General features: G+C 39.2%; 17 protein-coding genes and 3 pseudogenes. 15 read left to right on the top strand and 5 right to left on the bottom strand.

What is annotated here, in order from left to right:
• Positions 1-131: 131 nt before the first annotated feature.
• The 6 genes and pseudogenes from QFZ72_RS15965 to QFZ72_RS15940 form a co-directional block, all read left to right on the top strand.
• Positions 132-349, top strand: a pseudogene (locus QFZ72_RS15965) (IS3 family transposase); the annotation flags it as partial.
• 573 nt (positions 350-922) lie between these two features.
• Positions 923-1,342 (top strand): cupin domain-containing protein, encoded by a 420-nt coding sequence (locus QFZ72_RS15960; RefSeq protein WP_307439804.1) that lies wholly within the window; start codon positions 923-925, stop codon positions 1,340-1,342.
• Between the two features lie 562 nt (positions 1,343-1,904).
• The gene (locus QFZ72_RS15955; RefSeq protein WP_307435085.1) at positions 1,905-2,303 is read left to right on the top strand and encodes a MerR family transcriptional regulator; all 399 of its coding nucleotides are present in this window, start codon (positions 1,905-1,907) and stop codon (positions 2,301-2,303) included.
• Complete coding sequence (locus QFZ72_RS15950; protein WP_307435083.1) at positions 2,300-3,121, top strand: NmrA family NAD(P)-binding protein; 822 nt, start codon at positions 2,300-2,302, stop codon at positions 3,119-3,121. The genes QFZ72_RS15955 and QFZ72_RS15950 overlap by 4 nt, the downstream gene beginning before the upstream one ends.
• A gap of 302 nt (positions 3,122-3,423) precedes the next feature.
• Positions 3,424-3,831: a hypothetical protein gene (locus QFZ72_RS15945; RefSeq protein ID WP_307435081.1), complete on the top strand. Its 408-nt coding sequence runs from the start codon at positions 3,424-3,426 to the stop codon at positions 3,829-3,831.
• Between the two features lie 431 nt (positions 3,832-4,262).
• The gene (locus QFZ72_RS15940; RefSeq protein WP_307435079.1) at positions 4,263-4,637 is read left to right on the top strand and encodes a hypothetical protein; all 375 of its coding nucleotides are present in this window, start codon (positions 4,263-4,265) and stop codon (positions 4,635-4,637) included.
• Positions 4,638-5,246: 609 nt separating this feature from the next.
• Here QFZ72_RS15940 and QFZ72_RS15935 read toward each other — a convergent pair.
• The gene (locus tag QFZ72_RS15935; protein WP_307435077.1) at positions 5,247-6,251 is read right to left on the bottom strand and encodes a DUF3231 family protein; all 1,005 of its coding nucleotides are present in this window, start codon (positions 6,249-6,251) and stop codon (positions 5,247-5,249) included.
• A gap of 893 nt (positions 6,252-7,144) precedes the next feature.
• Positions 7,145-7,639 carry a hypothetical protein gene (locus QFZ72_RS15930; RefSeq protein ID WP_307435075.1) on the bottom strand — a complete coding sequence of 165 codons (495 nt, stop codon included), beginning with the start codon at positions 7,637-7,639 and terminating at the stop codon, positions 7,145-7,147.
• A 659-nt stretch (positions 7,640-8,298) separates the two neighbouring features.
• On the opposite strand from QFZ72_RS15930, the gene QFZ72_RS15925 reads away from it, so the two are divergent.
• Positions 8,299-9,696 carry an NCS1 family transporter gene (locus QFZ72_RS15925; RefSeq protein ID WP_307435072.1) on the top strand — a complete coding sequence of 466 codons (1,398 nt, stop codon included), beginning with the start codon at positions 8,299-8,301 and terminating at the stop codon, positions 9,694-9,696.
• Between the two features lie 114 nt (positions 9,697-9,810).
• On the opposite strand, the gene QFZ72_RS15920 is transcribed toward QFZ72_RS15925, so the two are convergent.
• Positions 9,811-11,214, bottom strand: coding sequence for a helix-turn-helix domain-containing protein (locus tag QFZ72_RS15920; protein WP_307435067.1), 1,404 nt, complete (start codon positions 11,212-11,214; stop codon positions 9,811-9,813).
• Complete coding sequence (locus QFZ72_RS15915) at positions 11,180-11,422, bottom strand: PucR family transcriptional regulator ligand-binding domain-containing protein (RefSeq protein WP_307435048.1); 243 nt, start codon at positions 11,420-11,422, stop codon at positions 11,180-11,182. The genes QFZ72_RS15920 and QFZ72_RS15915 overlap by 35 nt, the downstream gene beginning before the upstream one ends.
• Before the next feature lie 152 nt (positions 11,423-11,574).
• On the opposite strand from QFZ72_RS15915, the gene allC reads away from it, so the two are divergent.
• From allC to QFZ72_RS15880, 8 genes and pseudogenes are all read left to right on the top strand, one after another.
• Positions 11,575-12,816 (top strand): allantoate deiminase, encoded by a 1,242-nt coding sequence (allC, locus tag QFZ72_RS15910; RefSeq protein WP_307435046.1) that lies wholly within the window; start codon positions 11,575-11,577, stop codon positions 12,814-12,816.
• Between the two features lie 55 nt (positions 12,817-12,871).
• A complete protein-coding gene (locus tag QFZ72_RS15905) occupies positions 12,872-14,074 on the top strand; it encodes a pyridoxal-phosphate-dependent aminotransferase family protein (RefSeq protein WP_373464700.1) in 1,203 nt (400 codons plus the stop codon).
• 111 nt (positions 14,075-14,185) lie between these two features.
• Positions 14,186-15,490, top strand: a complete 1,305-nt coding sequence (locus tag QFZ72_RS15900) for a uracil/xanthine transporter (protein ID WP_307435042.1) — start codon at positions 14,186-14,188, stop codon at positions 15,488-15,490.
• A gap of 35 nt (positions 15,491-15,525) precedes the next feature.
• Complete coding sequence (locus QFZ72_RS15895; protein ID WP_307435041.1) at positions 15,526-16,716, top strand: amidase; 1,191 nt, start codon at positions 15,526-15,528, stop codon at positions 16,714-16,716.
• On the top strand, positions 16,713-17,579 hold the full coding sequence (locus QFZ72_RS15890; RefSeq protein ID WP_307435036.1) for a fumarylacetoacetate hydrolase family protein: 867 nt from the start codon (positions 16,713-16,715) through the stop codon (positions 17,577-17,579). Before QFZ72_RS15895 ends, QFZ72_RS15890 begins: the two co-directional genes overlap by 4 nt.
• A gap of 228 nt (positions 17,580-17,807) precedes the next feature.
• Positions 17,808-19,163 carry an allantoinase gene (locus QFZ72_RS15885; RefSeq protein WP_307435034.1) on the top strand — a complete coding sequence of 452 codons (1,356 nt, stop codon included), beginning with the start codon at positions 17,808-17,810 and terminating at the stop codon, positions 19,161-19,163.
• Between the two features lie 162 nt (positions 19,164-19,325).
• Positions 19,326-19,448 (top strand): annotated as a pseudogene (locus QFZ72_RS29515) (aldo/keto reductase); the annotation flags it as partial.
• 365 nt (positions 19,449-19,813) lie between these two features.
• Positions 19,814-20,446 carry a LysE family translocator gene (locus QFZ72_RS15880; protein ID WP_307435031.1) on the top strand — a complete coding sequence of 211 codons (633 nt, stop codon included), beginning with the start codon at positions 19,814-19,816 and terminating at the stop codon, positions 20,444-20,446.
• Positions 20,447-20,902: 456 nt separating this feature from the next.
• Here the strand turns inward: QFZ72_RS15880 and QFZ72_RS15875 are convergent.
• Positions 20,903-21,820: pseudogene (locus QFZ72_RS15875) on the bottom strand (class I SAM-dependent methyltransferase).
• Positions 21,821-21,858: the final 38 nt, after the last annotated feature.

The raw sequence follows: 21,858 nt of genomic DNA, 5'->3' as shown, positions 1-21,858 counted from the left end.
ATAAAATCTAAAAACTAAAATAAGGATAATAAGAAAGTGTAATCCTATCGTAAGAATATAAGAGAGTTGTAATAGCCATAATACTAGACGATAAAACACAAAAACAAAGCATTAAAGGATATGAGATGAAAAGCAGCATGTCTAGGGAAGGAATTTGTTAGATAACACAGTTATTGAAAACTTCTTTGGCTTATTAAAATAGGAGTTACTATATCTCCAAGAATTTGAGAGTATAGAGCAGTTTAAACAGGAATTAGAATACATTCTTTATTACAATTACAAGCAAATAAAAGAAATTGCAATGATTTCTCTTCTTTTGGCATCTTTGAAAAAGGTAAAATTGAATTAGAAGAAATTAGTGAATGGAAGATTGTCTACATCTGCTTAGAAAGAGAATTAAAAAGAATAGAAGAGAAAATTAAATTTTATTCAAGACTTAAATACGAAGATAGGGAAAAAGATTTAATTCGTTTTAATGAAAACAAACAACAGCTGCAGGAAATGATTCATGTCTTGGAATATGGGAATGAATTAAAGTGGCTCATTAAGAAAGATTCAAAACAAGACAATACATCAGTTTGGAAATAACTCTGAACACACGAATACATAAGTAGCAATAGAAAAAGCCTTCCGTTAGGAGGGCTTTTATGCTGTACAATGCTCAAAATGTAAATTTAAAATAAAGTTTAACCGTTTGTAATAAAGTTGCACCGTTTATAAAAAAGATTGATCAAAAGTCCTGTATTGATTTTTTTTGTTCCGCAATCGGGCCAGATTGTTGAATAAGGAAGGAATTTTGAAAGTCATTCTTGAAATGATAGTTATTCTTAAGTTGGGAGGAATGGAAATGACACAAAATCAAGGTACAAAAACCGAAGTAACGACCGCCACTGAAAATCAAATTGTGCAAGGAGAATCGCCTATGAGCGGAACTAATTTCAGCGTTGTGGAAGCAGGTTCTTTTAGTAGCCTATTAAGTATGTCAAAGGATCCCATCCCGGGTAAGAATTTTCTTAAAGAAAAGCTTGGACTGACAGGCATGGAGGTTTCACTGAACCAACTACCGGAGGGGGGTACTGTCCCGTTCTATCACAAACATCGCGAGAACGAGGAGTTATACCTTTTCATTGGCGGACGAGGTCAGTTTCAGGTTGATGGACAAATTTTTGAAGTCAAGGAAGGAACTGCAGTTCGCGTAGGGCCAGAGGGAGTACGCACGCTACGCAATAACGGTAATAAGGATTTGTATTTCATCGTTATTCAAGTCCAGGCGGGCAGTCTCCAGCAATGGGTGGAGACTGATGGCGTTATTCTGGAAAAACCGGTGACTTGGTCGGAATAGCGACCATAAGGTTGCATTGATCTTCAACAAACGGGTAGCGTTAGTTTAACAAAAATGACCTTATAACAAGCAAAAAGAGAGCAAACTGTAAATTAACAGTCTGCTCTCTTTTCTACCCAAAGAATTAGAGGTCACCCCTAGTATACACAATTTTATGCAAAACTATTGATGATTTCCAAAACCTAAAACCGGCAAAACCCTTGAGAATACTAGAGTGTATAAAATCCTGTATAACCGATAAAAAACGAATAGGAGCCAAACCCTTGGTAGATAAGGGTTTGGCTCTTTTGCTAACTTCTTAAAAGTTTCATTATGTCAACTAAAAATGTATAGAATATTCATTCGATCCTTTGGATCTTCTTCAACAACGGGTGCAGTTATGCGCAAGACGTGACTTAAATATCACAATCTTTTCCGACGAACAATTCATAATGGTTTACCAGATTACGCAGGTAATACCTTTATCACCAAATGTTATTTTAATATCTAAAAAACTTGACTTTAACACTAGTGTCATACTTTATGATGAAATTAGTAATTTTAAAAGAAGGGAGGTGGAGCTTTGAAAATAAGTCAAATAGCTAAAATAACCGGGATCAGTTCTCGATCCTTACGGCATTATGAGAAAAAAGGGTTAATAACTATTTCTCGTCTTGACAATAATTATCGCGAATTCGATGATTCGATTATCGAAGCTATTAATACGATCAAACTATATCTTAATTTAGGTCTAACAACCGACCAGATTAAAGATATTCTACATTGCCCTGAAGATCAAGAGTACGACAAAAAAGACGAGTATTGTGAAGAATTGCTGCAGATATATGAAACCAAGCTGAATGAAGTGATACGGCAAAAAAAGGCATTGGATGAGGCGCAAGTCCGTTTGGAAAAGCAAATCAACCTAATGAAGGAAAACCGGGATAAGTGGGTACCTGTACAGGAGGAGGATAACGAATGACCATATTAGTGACAGGAGCAACGGGGACAGTAGGGCGGCACGTCGTGGACCAACTGATTCGAAGGGGGCAAAAAGTACGAGCATTGACACGTAATCCACTGCAAGCCAATCTTCCTGCTGATGTGGAGGTTGTCGCCGGAGATTTAAGTGATCCGAGTACGCTAGTTTCTGCGTTGGTTGGCGTAAGCAGCATGCATTTGATTACAACAGGTGCAGAATATACCCCGTTGGAAACGGGACCGGAAATCGTAGAACTTGCTGTGAAGGCTGGAGTACGCAGCGTTACTGTTTTATGGAACGGCGAGAAGGGTCCTTTCGAGAGGGCAGTTGAAGCAAGCGATCTAGAGTGGACCCAACTTCAAGCCTTTGAGTTTATGGCAAATGCGCGGAAATGGGCAGACTCCATACGCTCTGAGGGGGTAGTTCGAGATCTGTTTGGGGGATCACGAATTGCTCCTGTTCATGAAGCCGATATTGGAAGAGTCGCAGCAGTCGCACTGACTGAGGACGGTCATGCAGGTAAAGTATATACATTAACAGGGCCTGAGAGTTTGTCCGTTCAAGATAAAGTTCGGATTATTCGTGAGGTCATCGGACGTGACATTCGATTTGTTGAGAGTTCTGAAGAAGAAGAACGTGAGCAGATGAGGAGGATGGGGGTTCAGGAGGATGCTATTGATTACGTAATTCGTTGGCACCTTAATCCGCCTAAATCGGCTTATACGGTGATTCCAACTGTCAAAGAGATTACTGGTCGGCCTGCACGAACCTTCGCCCAGTGGGTCTCTGAACACGTGCAATATTTTAAAAAACCATAATTGAGGCGTTCCAAGGTAGCAACTAAAGATCGAACGGGCGATTGTTTAATAAGCAGCAAAAAGGATCTTCCAGTGAAGATCCTTTTTTAGTACCGATAATTACGATTATGTTAACTAGATTTGTATATAGTATTCATTTGATTTCTTTTTTAATTTATTTTCAGAAAATTAATACTTTAGTACCTTTTTTGCTTAGTTGCTGTCTAAAAAATGGTCGTTTTATATAAATGTAAATAGTTCCTTAGTTCATCGTAATACAAATTTTTACATGGTAAAGTTTAGAAAAAAGGAGAGTTGTTATAATGAAAAAATTATTGAATATTGGGATGATAGTTACTCTTGTCGTTGGTCTGTTTTTTGCAATTACACCAACTACCTTAGCTGGAGGCTGGGATAATCAAGGGAGCGATGAATTTACCAACCAAAGTGAAATCTTTCTATCAGGTGGGGGCGATTTTAAAATTTGTCTCAGTTCTGATAGTCAACCAGGTTATTATGAGCTATATGAAGAAGATCCATATAATACAGATGATGTAGTATATTCTAATGGTGTTAGAGGTCTCTACTTTAAAACAGCAGGTAGTAATGATTTTGATTCAAATGGCTGTCATGTCTTTAGAAATATCGGTAAACATGTCGATGGTGATCAAGCCGAATTTTATCTTGCGAAATATTCTGGCGGAAATTCCACTGTAACAGCCTGGGATTGATTTATACTAGTCAAAGAGGATTAGGATAATTGGCCATTAGAATGCTTCCTAGAACGGTTGTTATAGTAACAACAAAAAGGGTTGGGTATCCAAAAGGATCCCAACCCTTTTTGTTGCCGATAATTGACATTATGTTAACTAAAAATGTATAGAGTATACATATACGATCCCTTAGATTCTATCGAACTGGTAGTCTCAAAAGTGTTACACATAGGAAAAAGAAATTATATAAAGGTACTTGAAGAAATTGAGCAAGAAAATTGGGAGGGATAATTCCCATTTAAATGGTACTTTAAGGCACTCAAATGAGTGTCTTTTTATTTTCGCAATATTTTGGAAATGGAGATTTATACCCTTATGGACACAACCTATCTCATGATATTATTTTACTTGTTTGTATTAATTTTGAAATTGGAAAGGAGGTTAAAATGATGAAATTTAAAAAGATCTTTATGTCCCTGGTTTTAGCATTCGTAGTAGTGATTTCTGTATATGGGGAAGCATCTGCGGCAAATCAAACTGTATATTTGTCTCCTTCTACGGGTTCTGGTCCGAGGTATTCAAATTGGATAGACGGTAAGGGAGATTCTTTGTTTTTAATTGTAGAGAATTATACTAACAAAAATGTTGGATACGATGTCTATGACAGTAAGGGCAGAGTTGTTGCTAATGGTACAATTACAGATAAGGGAACCGTTAAAAAATATGTGACGAATAACGGATACAAATATAAAGTTCGACTACGTTGTCAGGAACCTTGGTGGAATGATACTAAATGTGAGGCTTATTCAATTCTTGACGATTAAAACAAAAAAGGCGGTCCTTAATGGACCGCTTTTTTTTGATACATTAACGGATCATCAAAAATCCAAAAATATATATTTATAATCTATCTAGCAAGTTACAAATTGACTCTAATAGGGGTGGCGTCAACATTAGTTAAATAAGCAGCTAAAAGGATCTTCGATTGGAAGATCCTTTTTTAGTGCCGATAACTGTGATTATGTAAATTAGATTTGTATGGAGTATTCATGCCATACTTTGGGATCTTTCTTTAAGCGGACTTCATCCTTAGAGTACGAAATCCGCGTTTTGCTGACGGTACACCGAGTAAGAAAGGAAATTAGATGGTTCATCTTGAATTTGTAAGTTATTCCAGAAAAGGGCAGGATTGTTGAATAAGCCATTCAAGGTAAGTTTAATTGAAATGGAAGGCGTTTCTGCCGAAGAGGCTTCACTAGCAGCACAATAAAAAAGCACCCGATAATTCGGATGCGTACTTAAATATTCCATGAAAATAAACTTTCTTTTGTAGACTTAGGAAACTCTACTGAAACAAATTACCTTGACTGGTATTGTGTAAATTTTTTTATAAACCAACTTTATTCATTGGGTCATCCCCACATATTCAAATATTATTTTTCTTTTGCAATTTCTTTTCTATTAGGAGCAAGTGGAGGCTGTTCTAACCATTTATTTTGTACCATAATATTAAACCATTTTTTTGTTACCATTAGATTTTTTAAAATGATGCTTTCATAAGCCGTGATAAGGTCTGCTCGCATGGCTGATGCTAAACCTAATCCGTGATACGCCTGTGCAGCTTGGTACAAGAAACCAATATGATACATTATTAGCTTATCGGAAAAAGGAGAGTCCGTTGAAGTTGTCACTTCTGTTTCCCACGATTTAGGAGCTGGTAAATTATCCGTCTGCATGATTTTTGAAAAGGCTTTTATTTGTTGATCAGCCGTTTTCTCGGAATCCTCTAAAAATTTTCTTACTTCTTTTGATTGAGCGACTTGACTAAATGCGATAGAAAGAGTTTTAGCCATAATACTTTTTTTAAGGTTGAAAGAAATACTTATGATTTCTGTTGCAGCTAATTTTCTACCCTTTCCGAAAAATCCATCGGTGAAATCTTGGCTAGAAATAAATTCAGGATTTTTGGTAGGGTAAAAAAGCGGATCTCTCTGAAAACTCCCTTTCTCAAGCAATAAATCAATTGTTTGATGATACATCCTTTTCCCATCATTATCACAAGAGTCGTAAAAATACCGTAAGTCCTCTCTTACAGAAACGCCCAATGAAGTTGAGTGTCCTAGCAAACCATGTAATGTCATGATATGTAAATAATTTAGGCAAAATATATCCGTGAACAACCTTTGTTTACCTTTAAAGAGGTCAGATTCAGTAAATCCAATTGGAACTGGAAATTTCTCGTTCTCCAAAAAAGTAACGATTTGTTTCTTTTGCTTTTCGAAAGTCTTGATAGCATCCTCGAAAATCGCTTTTATTGACTCGTCCTCAATAATAGAAATCATATATCTATTTACAATATCAACAGCTGTTCCATTTACATACTCTCCCCACAAAGTTCCTATTTCGGAAGATGTGAGTTTTAATTTATCCTTTTCCATCCTGTCACCTCTTGGCTATTATTTACCAATTCACAAAGAGATATGAATTTCTGATTTATAAAAAGATGACCAGTTTTAAGATTAGATGTAAAGTTTAATTTAGAATAATTAGCCGATTTTTCACTTGCGATTTTTCCAAGAATAATTTTACTTTACTTAAAATTAATTTAAAGATTGTGAAGAATTACACTTAAACAAACGGGTGCTTTTCTTCAATAAGACAACATAAATGATATTCCACAATCGGGGGCGATTGTTGAACAATAAGCAGTTGCTTTTTTACTAAACAGATCAGAATAATTCTATAAATGATTTACATGAAAAGCTTGACCTCTTATTAGCTGGTATTGTTGAACATAGTTTGCGGGTTTTAAGGATTGGGATAGAAAATAATCTTCATTTAATAAGAGCATGTTTTGATAAAATTTATCAAAACATGCTCTTTCTATTTATATCTTATATATATATGGATTGACGATAATTTAATCAAACATTTCATTGAGGTACTTAATAATCAGATTTTTTCTTTTTCATACCTTCACTCTAATCGGTCAATCCTATCTGTCATTTCCGCCATGACATACATTCTTATTTTGATTTCCATTTTTCCGCTCTCCTTCTTGAATAAATAACAAATTTGTGTTTTTCTCTACTCTAAATGAGAAAGAGCATAAGGAAAAACTGACCCCAACTATGTTGTGGTACTAGGCAAAGCCTAGTGTTTTAATGGGTACACAAAATATATCTTAATGTCCCCTTTGTGTCCCCAATTTTCTTGGTTATGTCACTTCTACGTCCCCCACTATAATTACCAATGTCCTCTTTACGTCCCTATAATTGATAAAAAAAGAGAAGGATAATACCGAAATCCCCTTCACTTTTCCGCTTGTTTTTTATTTTTCTTCTCGATTTTCCCTACTGAATTTAGCGATATTTCTTATGACACTTTCACCTGTATTTTGTCCAATTTGGTAGGTACGTTTAACCGTACTTACTGATGGATTGTTAAGGGTTTTATCAGAAGCAATTTGTCCAATATGAGGAGTTTCCCTGTCTGTTCTTTTTTCTTGTAGTGGAATTACATTTTTTGATTGTTCTTGCATTTCAGATGAAACCGAAGGGAAATTTGATTGTGAAAATGAAAGTGATGAACTGATTGAACCGTCAGATTCACCAGACATTTTCTCATTTTTTTGTATATCGCGATTGTTCATTTGGGTTGGCAATCCAGAAGAAATGGAGTGTGGACTGCTTACAGCTGCACTCTGTTTTCCGTTGCTGGAAAAACCTTTTGAAGCCATTTCTTGATGAAGCCCTGGCACATAGTTTCTCTCATTATCTTGTTCCTGTTGCTCCATGTCTTGTTCAAGAGAAGAAGCGACTTCCAAGGGCTATTTCCTAAAAGTGAAGATAGCCTTTTTGCTTTTGAATTTTTAATTGGATCACAGGCTATTATCGAGCTGTAAAAAAAGAACGAAACAGTATGAAGAAGAGCTTCTGTTCGCGAGCCATTATAGTATAGGTAATTCTCTAACTCTAACTCTAACTTCAAATCAACCTCTCTTTTTATTTAAAACTTACGTAGATTTCTTACGTGATGAAGAAAATGTACAAATAGTCTAAATTGATACTGTAAATTTCACGTTTTCTCCAATGACTTTTAAAAAGAATTTTTATAAAATAAATCCATGTTATATTTAATAACATGAGAATGGTATTTTATCTAACATTTTCAATTGATCATGAATATAAAACCTTTTATTTTGATGAATTGTGTTTTGCGATGATTCGAAAATAGATTTAATCAATGAGGGGAGGTAGATGAGAGATTGAAAAATTTTGATGGAGACCATGAAGATGCTAGCAAGGAATGTAACCACATGCATTTCTATTTAAAATTCACTGGATACTCACGTACTAAATTTTCATAACATTCGAAATTACTTGAAAATGTATCCCTGTATGCCAGCTTCCTGCTTTGAATAATGAAAAAAAGATACAAGGATTTTCGTTTTCCAAAAAATAATAAGAAGGAGTGGAAGAGATAATGTCGAAAAATTTGGCAAGTCATCCAATAGAAGAAGTACAGCTTCCCTATGCCAAGGGATTGGACGAATCACTAAAGCCGAAAACTGAAGAAGGCAGAACAGTAGGTTCCATATCGTATATGTTTATGTGGATTGGAGACGGTGTCAATTTAGGGAATATGACACTTGGTGCTAGCTTGATTGTAGCGGGAACGGCAACGCTGAACCTTTTTCAAACATTTATCGCAGCCGCCATCGCAATTGGCATTATTTCTATGTTTTTTGCTTTAAATGATCGTCTCGGATACAGAACAGGTATACCATACGTATTGCAGCTTAGAATGTCTTTCGGAATAAAAGGTTCTGTCATTTCGGCACTTTTGAGAGGTATTCCGGCCATCGTTTGGTATGGCTTTCAAAGCTGGATTGGCGGTACGGCATTAAATGAAATTGCAAAGATTGTAACAGGCGGCTCCTTTGATAGTATTGTCATTTGTTTTGTTGTCATTCAACTGGTGCAAATTGTGCTTTCTTTGTACGGATTTCATGCTATCAAATGGGTGGAAATTCTTGCGTCGATTGTGATTATGCTGGGGCTTGTTTATGTATTTGGCGTTCTTTTGGCATCCCACAGTGAGGTTATTGCAGAAAAATGGATCCGTGCAGAAGGTTCATGGGGCTTACCATTCTTTGCATTCATTATGATATTTTTAGGAAACTATGCAGCTATCTTTTTAAGCGCAGCGGATTATTCGCGTGAGCTTAAAACTGGAATAAGCGACACAAAGCGTGGATTTTTATACTTCTCTTCTATTTTAATAGCATACGGATTTGTCCTTACAATCGGTGCCATGCTTGCTTCTGCCACTGGCATCTCTAACCCGGTTAAGGCTTTTGCTGTCGTGGTCGACAATCCTTATATAACAGTTGCTGTATCGGCATTTATTGTCATTGGTGCTGTTGCCGTAAACATGGTGGCCAATATTATTCCACCGACTTACGTTATTACATTGCTAACAAAAATAAAGTACAAGCCGGCTGTTGTAATAACTGGGTTGCTTGCGTTTTGCTCATTCCCTTGGGTACTTGTCCAGGATGATTCAGCAAAAGGTCTTGGCACGTTCATTCTTATTTATTCCGCCTTCTTAGGCCCGATTGTTTCAATTTTACTTGTTGAATATTACCTATTAAGAAAGCAAAAAGTAAACGTTGCTTATTTATATGAAGAAAACGGTCCATTTGCCGGATTTAATCCATGTGCGATACTTGCCATGCTAATTGGTGCTGCAGCAGCCTTTATAGAAGTAGAATTGGGATGGATAGTAGGCGTTTTTGTGGGAGGTACTACTTACTTTTTGTTGATGAAGTATACCTTCAAAGGCTCAATGTTTAAAAAAGGCACGATTTTCGAGCAGTAATTGTCATTTCACTGATGCAATTAATGCAAAATTGGCTAAAAGAAACACCCCTCGTATTGAATTAGTGGCTAATTCGATAAGGGGGGTGTTTTTTTATTTCTTGCTAGCGTCTGATCAATTATTTTGAAGCAATGCTTTAATCTGGAATCCAATCCGGAGGCAAAGTGTTTGTTCGGGGTCTTTTAAGCTTCGTCCTAGCAGTTCCTCGCACTTTTCCAAACGGTAAATGACCGTGTTTCGATGAACAAAAAGGCGCTTTGCTGTTTCAGAAAGCTGGCAGTGTGACTCCAAGTAAACCGATAGCGTTTGAAGAAGGAGATCGTTGTCTTTTTTCGGCTCTTTCACCAGTCCCTTGAATGTATTTTGATAAAATTGCTTCATTTGTTCGTAAGGAAGCATACGCAAAATTTCTGGTACTTCTTTCGGTTGGTATGCTTCGATGAATTGTGTGTTGCCAAGCATGGTGCCGTAATAAAGAGCGTTCATTGCTTCTTTGTAAGCTTCTGGAAGGCGAAGGGGTTGTTCGGCATAACTGCTGATACCAAAAGAAATCGTTTTGTTAAGAAGAAGGAAAACTGCCGACTGAATAGTTGTTAAAAAAGTGAAAAAGTCATTTTCATTTTCTTTCCAATTTCCCTTTGCTTCCATAAGAATAATGTATTTATTGTCTGCAGCAAATAACTGCATCGCTCCGGCGGTTGCTTGTACTGCTTCTTCAATCGCGTCGTAAATGTGCTCTATTTCTGATTGGTGTTCTGAAAGTGAAAAACTTTTTTCGATAATGTCTATTTTGCCAACAGCGCAGAAATAGCGATATTCGCCAAACAGGCCAAATTCCCTCCCGCGATTAAGTACTTCCTCGGAGGAGGAAAAAGCGCCATTCATGAAGTTTGTGAAAAATTCGTTTCGAAGCCGTTGCGTTTTTTGTTTTAATGCATTTTCTTTCATTAATTCAAAAGCTATCACATTTGCTGCCTGTTCCACAGTTAAAACAGAAGCGCGGTCTGCCGGTGGGATAAACCGGTGAACAAAAAGATAACTTGGTTGTTTTTTGTGAGTATAAACCGGAAATATCGTAAAGGTTCTGTGATTCTCTCCTAAGGGTGAAAAAGCGGTAAAACCGGCTTTTGGCAGGAAAGAATAAATACCTGTGAGCAAAGAATGAAAGTCGTTCGACATTCCGCCAGTACAGTGAAGCTGACGCAATTGATGATTTAACAGTGTCACCGGACTGCCAATCAAAACAGATAGGCTTTCAAGAATTTTATCAAGTCCCTGGCCGTTGATGATTAAGTTCGTGAACTGCTGGTGAGTCTTCATCGCCTGGTGAAGTTCGTTTGTTCGCATATCCAAAATACAACTGAGGGATTGATGTACAATATCCCCTAAGGTTGTCTCAACCGGTATATCGATAATGGGAATGTTCCGTTCATTAGCAAGTTTGATCGCTTCTATTGGAAGGTCATGCAAAAATCGTTTGGTTTTAATGCCAAGGCCTGCGCATCCTTGTTTTTGCATTTCCTTTATTTAGTTCTAATAGAGAAGGAAGATTGTCTTTTAAATGAAAAGCAGTGGTAACGAGCAGCTCATCTTTTTTCAAGTATGGAATAATATCCGGCGCATCCATCATATTTACCGTATTAACTTCACGATCTAATCCGTTGTTACCGGCAACAACGACTGCGCCTGAAAAGACTGGAAGACGTAATAAGTTTTGCAGCAACATCGTTATTCACTCCCTGTATGTTTCTTTTGAATAGTTAAACCTTTTAGTTAAATTAAACAACAAAATCAGTAAAGTTTCTACATTTTTGTGAATGTTTTTTGAGTTCCTTTCTATTAAAATGAATATAGACAAGAAAAGAGTGGGGGATAGTTATGATGAAGACAGATCCGTCTGTATTATCGAAACCAGCAAACCAAATGATTGAATGGCTGTCTTCCTACGGACAGACGGAAAGAAATGGCGTTACCCGCCTTTTATACGATGAAAAGTGGCAAGAAGCCCAGCAGGCGTTAAAGAAAGAGATAGAAGCTGTCGGACTCGCTTCTTACTTTGATGACGCGGGGAATTTATACGGACGGCTGGAAGGGTCTGAAAAAGCATCGCCTGTTATTTTAACAGGTTCTCATATCGACACAGTAAAGGATGGCGGGAAATACGATGGCGCTTATGGTGTTGTTGCCGGTGTTGTCGCGCTTGATTATTTATCCCAGAAGTATGGACAACCAAAACAAACAATCGAAGTTGTGTCACTTTGCGAAGAAGAAGGAAGCCGGTTTCCATTAACATATTGGGGTTCCGGGACCATTACGGGGCTTCGGACACAGGAGCAGGTAGGAAAGGTAGAGGATAATCTCGGCATTCCATTTATCCGGGCAATGAACGAAGCTGGTTTTGGGCTCGGCCGCTTCCGTGAAGCAAAGCGAAACGACATTAATTGTTTTATCGAACTTCATATCGAACAAGGAGAAATACTCGAGCGGGAAAACAAATCGATTGGCGTTGTCAGCCACATTGTCGGTCAGCGCCGGTACAATGTAACGGTATCAGGGGAAAGCAATCATGCGGGTACCACGCCGATGCCATACCGAAAAGACGCTGTCCACACGGCGGCCGTACTTATCCAAGCTTTAATGGAACAGGCAAAAGAAACAGATCCTACGCTCGTTGCGACTGTCGGCAGAATGGAGATCAAACCAAACATACCGAACGTCATTGCGCGCCAGGCCGTGTTTTCAATTGACATCCGCCATAGTGAAGAAGCTTTACTTGAAGGATTTAGCGTCAAGGTTTTTGAGGCATTCAAGCAAATTTGCCAGAAACATCAAACAGAGCTTCATATTGAAAACTGGATGAATGAACAGCCAGTGAAGATGTGTGAAAAGCTAAGTGCTTTATCAACAGCGATTTTAGAAAAGGAAGAAGTACCCTATAAAGTTATGACAAGCGGTGCAGGGCATGATTCCCAAGTATTCGGCCAATACATGCCTGCATGCTTGTTATTTGTGCCAAGTCATCGGGGCATTAGCCATTCACCTGATGAATATACAAAAGCGGAGGATTTGGAAAAAGGCATTCAGCTTTTAATCAAAATCCTTTATGAATTAGCCTATTAAGGAGGACACCAATGTGACAGTATTTCGTGAATTAAATACACCTTTACGTACGATTATGACACCAGGGCCGGTGGAAGCTGATCCCCGGGTATTACGTGCAATGAGTACACCGATTTTAGGACAATTCGACCCGGCTTTTACCCTTATTATGAATGAGACAATGGAAATGCTTCGCCAAGTGTTCCAGACAAAAAACCAATGGACATTTCCAATTGACGGCACTTCACGTTCTGGGATTGAAGCGGTTTTAACCAGCATTTTGGCACCAGGAGATAAAGTGTTGATTCCTATTTTTGGGCGGTTTGGCCATTTACTGACTGAGATTGCTGAAAGGAACGGCGCAGAAATTCATACAATCGAAACAGAGTGGGGCCATGTGTTTGATCAGGATGAAATCATTAAAGCCATGGAGCGTGTAAAGCCGAACGTGCTTGCGATTGTACACGGCGAAACATCGACCGGATGCATGCAGCCGCTTGATAAAATCGGAAAAGCCTGCCGGGAAATGGATATTCTTTGTGTCGTTGATGCGGTAGCTACCATTGCTGGAACAGAAGTGAAAGTAGATGAGTGGCAACTTGATGCTGTTATTGGCGGAACGCAAAAATGTTTTTCAGTTCCTTCCGGCATGGCACCAATCACCTACAATGAGCGGGTAGAGAAAATTCTCGATTCCCGGAAAAAAGTAGAAAGAGGTGTGCGGACAACTGGAGATGCAGTGTACGTACGGAATCCTATTCAAAGTAATTATTTTGATCTAAGCCAACTGCAGGATTATTGGGGGCCGCGCCGTCTCAATCACCATACGGAAGCGACTTCCATGCTGTATGCTTTGCGGGAAGGTGCTCGAATTGTGCTTGAAGAAGGGCTGGAAGCGCGTTTTGCCCGGCATCGCCTTCATGAAAAAGCAATTATTGAAGGGATTAAAGCGATGGGGCTGACACTCTTTAATGATGTACCGTGGAAATTGCCGATGGTTACATGCGTCACTATTCCAGAAGGAATTGACGGTGAAGCAGTCCGGTCTATGTTACTGGCACAATTCGGTATTGAAATTGCCAGTTCGTTTGGTCCGCTTCATGGGAAGATTTGGCGCATTGGCGCTATGGGATACAGCTGCAGGAAAGAAAATGTCTTCGCTGTATTGGCTGGTCTTGAAGCTGCACTTATCCGGAACGGGGCATCTATTCAAAGAGGCGAAGCGCTCCAGGCAGCTCTTGATGTGTATGAGTCTCCCCGCTGGACAGTTATGATTTAATAGCATGCCGGATCTTATCCAAGTTTGTTCTATGGTTAAGCCGGCTTTTTTCCTTCTGTAAAGAAAAAAAGCTGGTATAGTGATATGCATTTTTGAAAAGAAGGTGGACATATGTGGGAATGGATGAAGGTGAAAAATTGGACAGCGGGGCTGCAATGGCTGTTTTTCCTTTTTACCAATACGGTTGTGATTCCGATTACCATCGGGAGTGCGTTTCAATTGGAACAAGGAAAAATAATAGCGCTTCTTCAGCTTTCTTTTCTTTTTACCGGGATAGCTTGTATTATTCAAGCGCTATTTGGTCACCGCCGTTCTATTATGGAAGGGCAGTCGGGCCTTTGGTGGGGTGTTATTTTAAGTATGTGCTATATAGCGCCGGCACAAGGTTTGCCGCTGGCAGTACTGGGCGGCAGCATTTCAGCCGGCATCATTATTTCAGGCATGATTACCATGTTGGTCGGACTAACAGGTTTATCAAAATTCATTGCAAGATGGTTTAATGCGGGGGTCATGGCTGTATTTACGTTTTTGTTGGCCATCCGGCTGAATACAATTTTTTTAAAAGGAATGCTTGGCATTCCTTTTAGTGCAGAAAAAGCACCTGCGCAGATTGACATTCCGATCTTTCTATTGTCATGCATGGTGGTGCTGCTCACCATTTTCCTTAGTGTAAAAGGACGTAACAGCATTAGCCAGTATTCGCTCCTCATCGGCATTATTGCTGGTTGGATCGCTTACGAAGGAATTTTTAAATCGGTGGGGGAAGCGGTCAATATGAGCGGTGAACCAGCCGTTGGAATGTTTCTTCTTGGAGAACTTTCTTTTGATATCGGCATTATTATAACGGCTGTGGTCGCGGGCATGTTAAACCTTTCGAATACATTTGGTGCATTAAAAGGAACAGATGAATTATACAAAAGCGAAACAACCAATTGGCAATACCGTCGCTCGTTTACGATTTCGGGCGTATTTACAATCATTTCTGGCTTGTTCGGCATGGTTCCATATGCACCGTATGTGTCGTCTATCGGGTTTTTAAATCAAACACGCATTTTAGAACGGCTGCCTTTTATTCTAGGAGGCGTTATGTTTATTGTGATGGGTGTGATTCCTGATATCGGCAACCTGATGGTAAAAATGCCACTTAGTGTCGGAAGTGCTGCGCTGCTTGTCGCTTATATGCGCTTGCTGCAATCAGCGCTTGGCTACTTTGCACAAATTGAAATGACGGAAGCCAACTTGTACCGAGTGGCCGCACCTCTATTTATTGGTATTATTTTCATGGCTTTTCCGGCTGAATACTTTGTTTCTGTTCCAGCCTCTATTCGCCCTTTGGTCAGCAATGGCCTGCTGATTGGCATTTTATTGGCACTCGTTTTAGAAAATACTCATTTTGGAAATTACCAGGGTAAATAGAGATATTAAGCTTATTAAGAGGGAGGCATTATAAAATGAATGATCAGTGGAATGCTTTTATGAACAAAGAACTAACGCTTGCACCAACAGGGACTGGAGTACTGGATCGGCGAACATTTGCTGTAAAAGATGTTTTTTCTATTAAAGGACACACATGCACTGCAGGTAATCCAGACTGGCACGGGACACATGAGCCGGCTGATGAGACAGCGAGCACCATTCAAAAGCTGCTCTCTGAAGGAGCAAAGCTGACAGGCACCTTGCAGACCGATGAACTGATGTACAGTTTAAACGGTGAAAATGCCCATTATGGTACCCCGGTAAATCCGAAAGCCCCAGGCAGGATACCAGGAGGCTCATCGAGCGGGTCCGCTTCTGCGGTATCCGCCGGCCTTGTTGATTTTTCGATTGGAACCGATACAGGCGGTTCGGTGAGAATTCCGTCATCTTACTGCGGATTGTACGGGATTCGTCCGACACACAATGTGGTAAATAGTGATGGTGTAATTCCCTTGGCGAAGAGTTTTGATACCGTTGGATGGATGGCGCAGGATGCCCGGCTGCTTGCCCAAGTTGGGGAAGTGTTGCTGCCCTCTTCGGAAGGCGGGTTCTTTCGACGCATTCTTCTAGAAGAAGATGCATGGACGTTGCCGGATGCTGAATCCGCTGAAGAGCTTAAGAGTCTGTTGCCATCTGTAAAAAGTAGAACAAACCACTTTGAACCGGTCCGGGTAGCGGAAGAAGGATTGACAGCCTGGACCAATATATTCAGGACTATTCAAGCGCTGGAAATTTGGGAAGAACACGGTCCATGGATCACGAAGGAGCAGCCGACATTTGGGCCAGGAATTGCGCAAAGATTTCAGATGGCCGGCATGTTGAAGAAAGAAGAGTGCCAAAGCCAGTTTGAACAATGGAAGAGTATCCGGCATCGGATGGATAAATTATTGGCGGATGATGCACTTCTCGTTATTCCGACTGCGCCAGGTCCCGCACCGCTTTTGAATTTACAAGGCAAAACAGCCGAGCAGTACAGGGCAAGAACGATGCAGTTAACATGTATTGCTGGACTCGCTGGTCTGCCCCAAGTAACACTTCCGCTGGCAGAGGTCGGCGGTCTGCCGGTTGGCCTGTCAATTATAGCGGGACGAAACCAAGACAAGCGGCTATTGCAGTGGACTGTTTCTTTTGCTGAAAATTACAAGAACGAGGAGGCAAAACGATGAAATTAGCAACGATCCGTCATAATGGAGAAGAAATCGCTGCCCTTATTGAAGGGGACAGAGTTTTTTTAATGAATCAGGTCAACGAGCTGTCTGGAAACCAGTGGAGTGAAAAATCACTTCCACTCTTGCAGAATGGAGAGCTTAACGAATTGACTGCATGGTATAACAGTGAGGGCAAGCCGCAATTGCAAAAACAAAATGGTCTTGCAGTAAAAGAAGTTTTATTTGCGCCGCTGTTCCGCGCTCCGGAAAAAGTACTGGGTGTAGGCATGAACTATCTGGAAAAAGCGCTGGAGTTATCGGGAAAGCCTCCGGAAGCAGAGCCGGTTGTATTCATGAAGCCAAACTCAAGCTTGATTGGCCAAGGGGAAACAATTGAAATTCCGTCTCAATCACCGAATGTGGCAGGGGAAGCGGAACTGGCAATTATCATCGGACAAACATGTGAAAATGTGGAGGAAGCAGATTTCCACAATGTAATCGCCGGTTTTACGACCAGCCTTGATATGACGGCAAAAGATATTCAAAATCAAAATCCTGTTTTTCTGCAGCGGGCTAAAAGCTTTAATACGTTTTGCAGCTTTGGACCGTATTTGATCACGGCAGATGAATTTTCCGATTTAACATCCGTAAAAGTGGAAACGGTATTAAACGGAGCTGTATGTCATGGGAATATCATTGCCAACATGATGTACCAGCCGGCATTCATTGTGTCTTTCTTTTCCAAAATCATGACTCTTCAGCCTGGAGATGTGATATTAACAGGAACACCGGGATCGGTTTTAATCCGAGAAGGAGATACCTTGGAATGCCGTGTAACGGGATTTTCAAGTTTAACCAATACGGTGAAAAAGCGTGCTTAAGAAAAAGTGAAAAAGCTGTGTTTTTCGGACATTACATGCTTTTTGGGGAAGGTTCCGTTAAGTATCAAGGCCAATAACAGAAAACTATGGAAGGATTTTAAAGTAGATTCGGCACTACAAAGATCACAAGAAATGCGTTGGAAAAATTATTGCATTGACCATTTTAAGAGAAAAAGATTTATATATAAAACCAAAAATACATAAAATCCGAAAACAGGGGGAAGAAAAATGGAACAATTTGATATGATTATTAAAAATGGGACAGTTGTTTTTCCGGATAAAGTTAAAAAAACAAATATCGCCATTAAAGATGGGGTAGTCGAGGCTATTAGCGACGATCTTACATTTGGGGCGGAACGTATCATTGACGCATCAGGCCAGTATGTATTTCCCGGCATGATTGATGTACATGTTCATTTTAGCGATCCGGGTCGTGAGTACTGGGAAGGGATCAGCACCGGCTCTCAGATGATGGCGTCGGGAGGCTGTACAACTTTTTTTGATATGCCATTGAACGGCATTCCTTCCACAATCGATAAAGAAGCCCTTTATGCTAAAAGCGACAAGGGCAATGAAGAGTCTTATACTGATTTCGCTCTCTGGGGAGGACTTGTACCAGGGAATGAAGCCCATTTGGCGGAGTTGGCCGAAGAGGGCGTTATTGGATTTAAAGCATTCCTGTCAACGACCGGCAACAAGGAATTTGAAAATGTGGATGACTTAACATTATTAAACGGGATGAAGATCATTGCCGGGTTAAACAAAGTGCTGGCGCTTCACTCAGAAAGCGGCCCGATTACTGACTGGCTTACAGCAGAAAAAGTAAAAGCAGGGCAAGTATCAGCGGACGATTATTTGGCGACCCGTCCGGTTGCTGCTGAGGCAGAAGCGGTTCAGCGTGCATTATATTATGCGGAAGTGACGGGCTGTCCGCTGCATTTTGTCCACATCAGCTCGGCGGAAGCGATTGAAAAAATTGAGAAAGCGAAGCGAAAAGGTATGAATGTTACAGTAGAAACATGTCCTCATTATTTACTTTTTAACCATAATGCCTTGCGTGAACACGGAGCGGTCGCTAAATGTGCTCCGCCGCTTCGTATGCCGGAAGAGCAAGAGAAACTTATTCAACTGCTCATTGACCAGAAATTTGACATGATTTCTTCTGACCATTCACCATGCACGAGCAATTTAAAAGATCCGGCTATTTATAACCTTTTCCAAGCATGGGGCGGCATCAGCGGCGGCCAGTTTTCGTTTCTTTCCATGATGGAATTGGCTTTGAAATACAACATACCATTCGAACATATTGCACAGTGGACAGCCTTGAACCCTGCTAAACGATTTGGACTTTCATCTAAAGGGAAGATTACAGAAGGGTATGACGCGGACATTGTCCTAGTTTCTGTTGACGAATCTTTTACCGTTACAGAAGATAACTTTTTCGCTAAAAACAAAATCAGCTTGTACATAGGCCATACGTTTCCATGTAAAGTGATGAGCACGATTAACCGTGGACAGGTTGTCTACGAGGATGGTGTCATTTGTGCGGAGCAGCCTAGTGGACAATGGATAAAACCAAACTAAAACCAATAGTGAAAGCTGCCGGCTCATTCTTAAACTAGAATAAGCTGGCAGCTTTTTTAGCCCTCCTTGAGCTCTTTAATATATCTTATAATATTATATTGATTATGAAATGCTTAAATTTCTCAAAAGATGGGTTGAAAGTTGAGGGACTTTACTTAATATGTGAAACTTGGAAATACTGGCTTAGATGTATCACGGGTTTGCCTTGGATGTATGAGCTTTTGGTGATGCAAAGGGGTGGGTTCGTCAGGGGTACTTGATGAGGAGCGCAGTCGCCCTATTATTAGTACTTTGTGCTTGGTGTATATAAGCGATTAATTATTTGATAAAAGTATATTTACCAGTGAATTAGTAAGAATTGCTTTTCTTATTCAACTAACGAGTGCTTTTCTTCAATAAAGACTTTAAAAGGATCTTCAACAATCGGGCGCAAGAGTTGAAGATCAATTAATAGATCTGCAGCTCTTTTTTCTTATTGTGCTAACGAAGCATTAGTGTGCTAGAAGAAAATTTAGCAAAACATATTTATTTTTCAGATATTTACAGTAAACTTAGGGTGGAATAATCATCTTATTGCGCTAACGAAGCAAATATGAGTATATTTACGGTATTTAACGTGTATAGTGATGATTGAAAAGGGGAGCGATTTAATGATTGAATTAGGAACATTAGGAGCCTTTGCTCTAGTATCTTTAGGGATGGTCTGTTCACCTGGTCCTAATATGATTTATTTAATATCTAGGACAATTACACAAGGTAAAAGGGACGGGGTTATTTCTCTTTTAGGAGTAATCACGGGTTTTTTGATTTATATCATCGCTACAATGTTGGGCTTATCCTTCTTGTTCGAATTAGTCCCAGTAATGTATGACATCATTAAATGGTTAGGTGTTATCTACTTGTTGTGGTTAGCATGGAATGCAATAAAACCAGGAGCAAGTTCAATCCTGGAGCCACAGCATTTAGCTGTAGAGTCACCAAAAAAACTATATGTTATGGGCCTTATGACAAATTTGTTAAATCCAAAAATTGCGGTCTTGTACGTTTCACTTTTACCTCAATTTATGGATCCTAATAGTGGTTCACTGTTTGTTCAAACTGCTCAATTAGGAGCGGTGCAAATTTTTGTTAGCTTTGCTGTAAATCTACTCATTGTTTTATTTGCTGGGCAGGTCGCGGTTTGGGTTGGAAGAAGACCCTTTTTGGTTAAAATTCAACGCTGGTTCATGGCATCTGTTTTAGGTGCCTTAGCTGTAAACTTAGCTTTTCATGAAAAAAAATAAAACTTTGAAGAGTTTTGGTAAGAGAAGAGTAATCCATTTTTTCTTCAAAAAGGTGACGTTTGTTGAGGGGCGAGAGCTGTTTACATAGCTCTTTCTTTGAACTAAAGAGTGCTATCGTTCCGTAAGCACGAGTTGCTTTAACAACCTTTATAAATATTATTGATCTTCCACAATCGGGCGCAATTCTGCAGCAAGAATTGTGCTCTTTCTTTATTCTAAATGGCCAGATTCTGGATTAAAGAAGGAATTTAAAGGATGTCTCTTGAAAATTGTAAGTTATTCCAGAAAAGGGCAGGATAGTTGAAGAGTGGTTTCAAGAGTTTGATCAACAATCGGGCCAGATCGTGGAATAACTTATAGTAAGAAAAATTAAAATATGTAAATTTTAGATAAAAATGAGTACAGCCTCCCAATCATAGGGAAGATTGGGAGGTAAGTCTGTTATTAACCGAAATATTATTTTTTTACAGCATGGATATAATGAATCGTTTCAAATGCAGACAAATAGTCTGTACGACTATGAAAGAATTGTTTATTAATAGTAACAGGTGATAAATGTTCATAAATGAGTAAACCTGAGTTTTCTAACATTTTCTCCATTTCATCATAAGTAAAACATGATTTCATGGGCTCACCACTAGCTGAAGCCATTTGAACCATATTTTGAACTCTATCAGACATTCCTTTTTCTTCAAAAAGTTTGTCGTCTGCATAATCAAAAACGATAGAACTTACTGATGGAACTTTGGTAAATAATTTATTAATCAAGTTGGCATTTTCCTCTTTTGTTAAATAATAAGAAACACCTAAAAGACTAAAGAAAGTTTTTTTGTTAGGCATAAAACCTTCTTCAACAAGATTTTGAACAGTAAATTCTTTGGTGAAATCCATTGAAACAAAATGAAGATTATCTAGAATTTGATAATTAGCATTTGCTAACCTTATCTTTTTAAAGTCTTGTGTGGCTGGATAATCAACTTCAAATATTTCTAAGATGTCGTTTAATTCTGGGTGTCGGAAACAAAAGGTATCTAATCCAGCTCCTAGAATGACATACTGTTTAACGCCTAGCAACATTTCATGAAATAATACATTTTCGCAATAGGCAGCACGTGCTAAAGGAGTTGGAGAAAGTTGAACTTGTGTAATCTATTTTAAAATTTCATCTGGATGATCTTGAAACTTCTTTGCAATTTCATTATTAAAGAATTGAATTCCTTTAATCAAGTTCTCACGAATATCTGCAAATTCTTTTTGGGTAATTAAATCTTTTGCAATAAAATCATCAAAAATTTTGGGTGTGTCATATTTACTGTGGTATGCTCGACCAAAGGATGATATTAAGGAAGTTAAACTTGATTCATTTTTCTTCATACATAAATCCTCCCATATAACAAAAATAAGATTCCCCT

Origin of the sequence: Bacillus sp. V2I10 (genome assembly GCF_030817055.1) — a bacterium.
In the GTDB taxonomy this organism is placed as follows: domain Bacteria; phylum Bacillota; class Bacilli; order Bacillales; family Bacillaceae; genus Bacillus_P.
The sequence above is the reverse complement of the archived record's forward strand: the minus strand, read 5'-3'. Positions and strand labels throughout refer to the sequence as shown.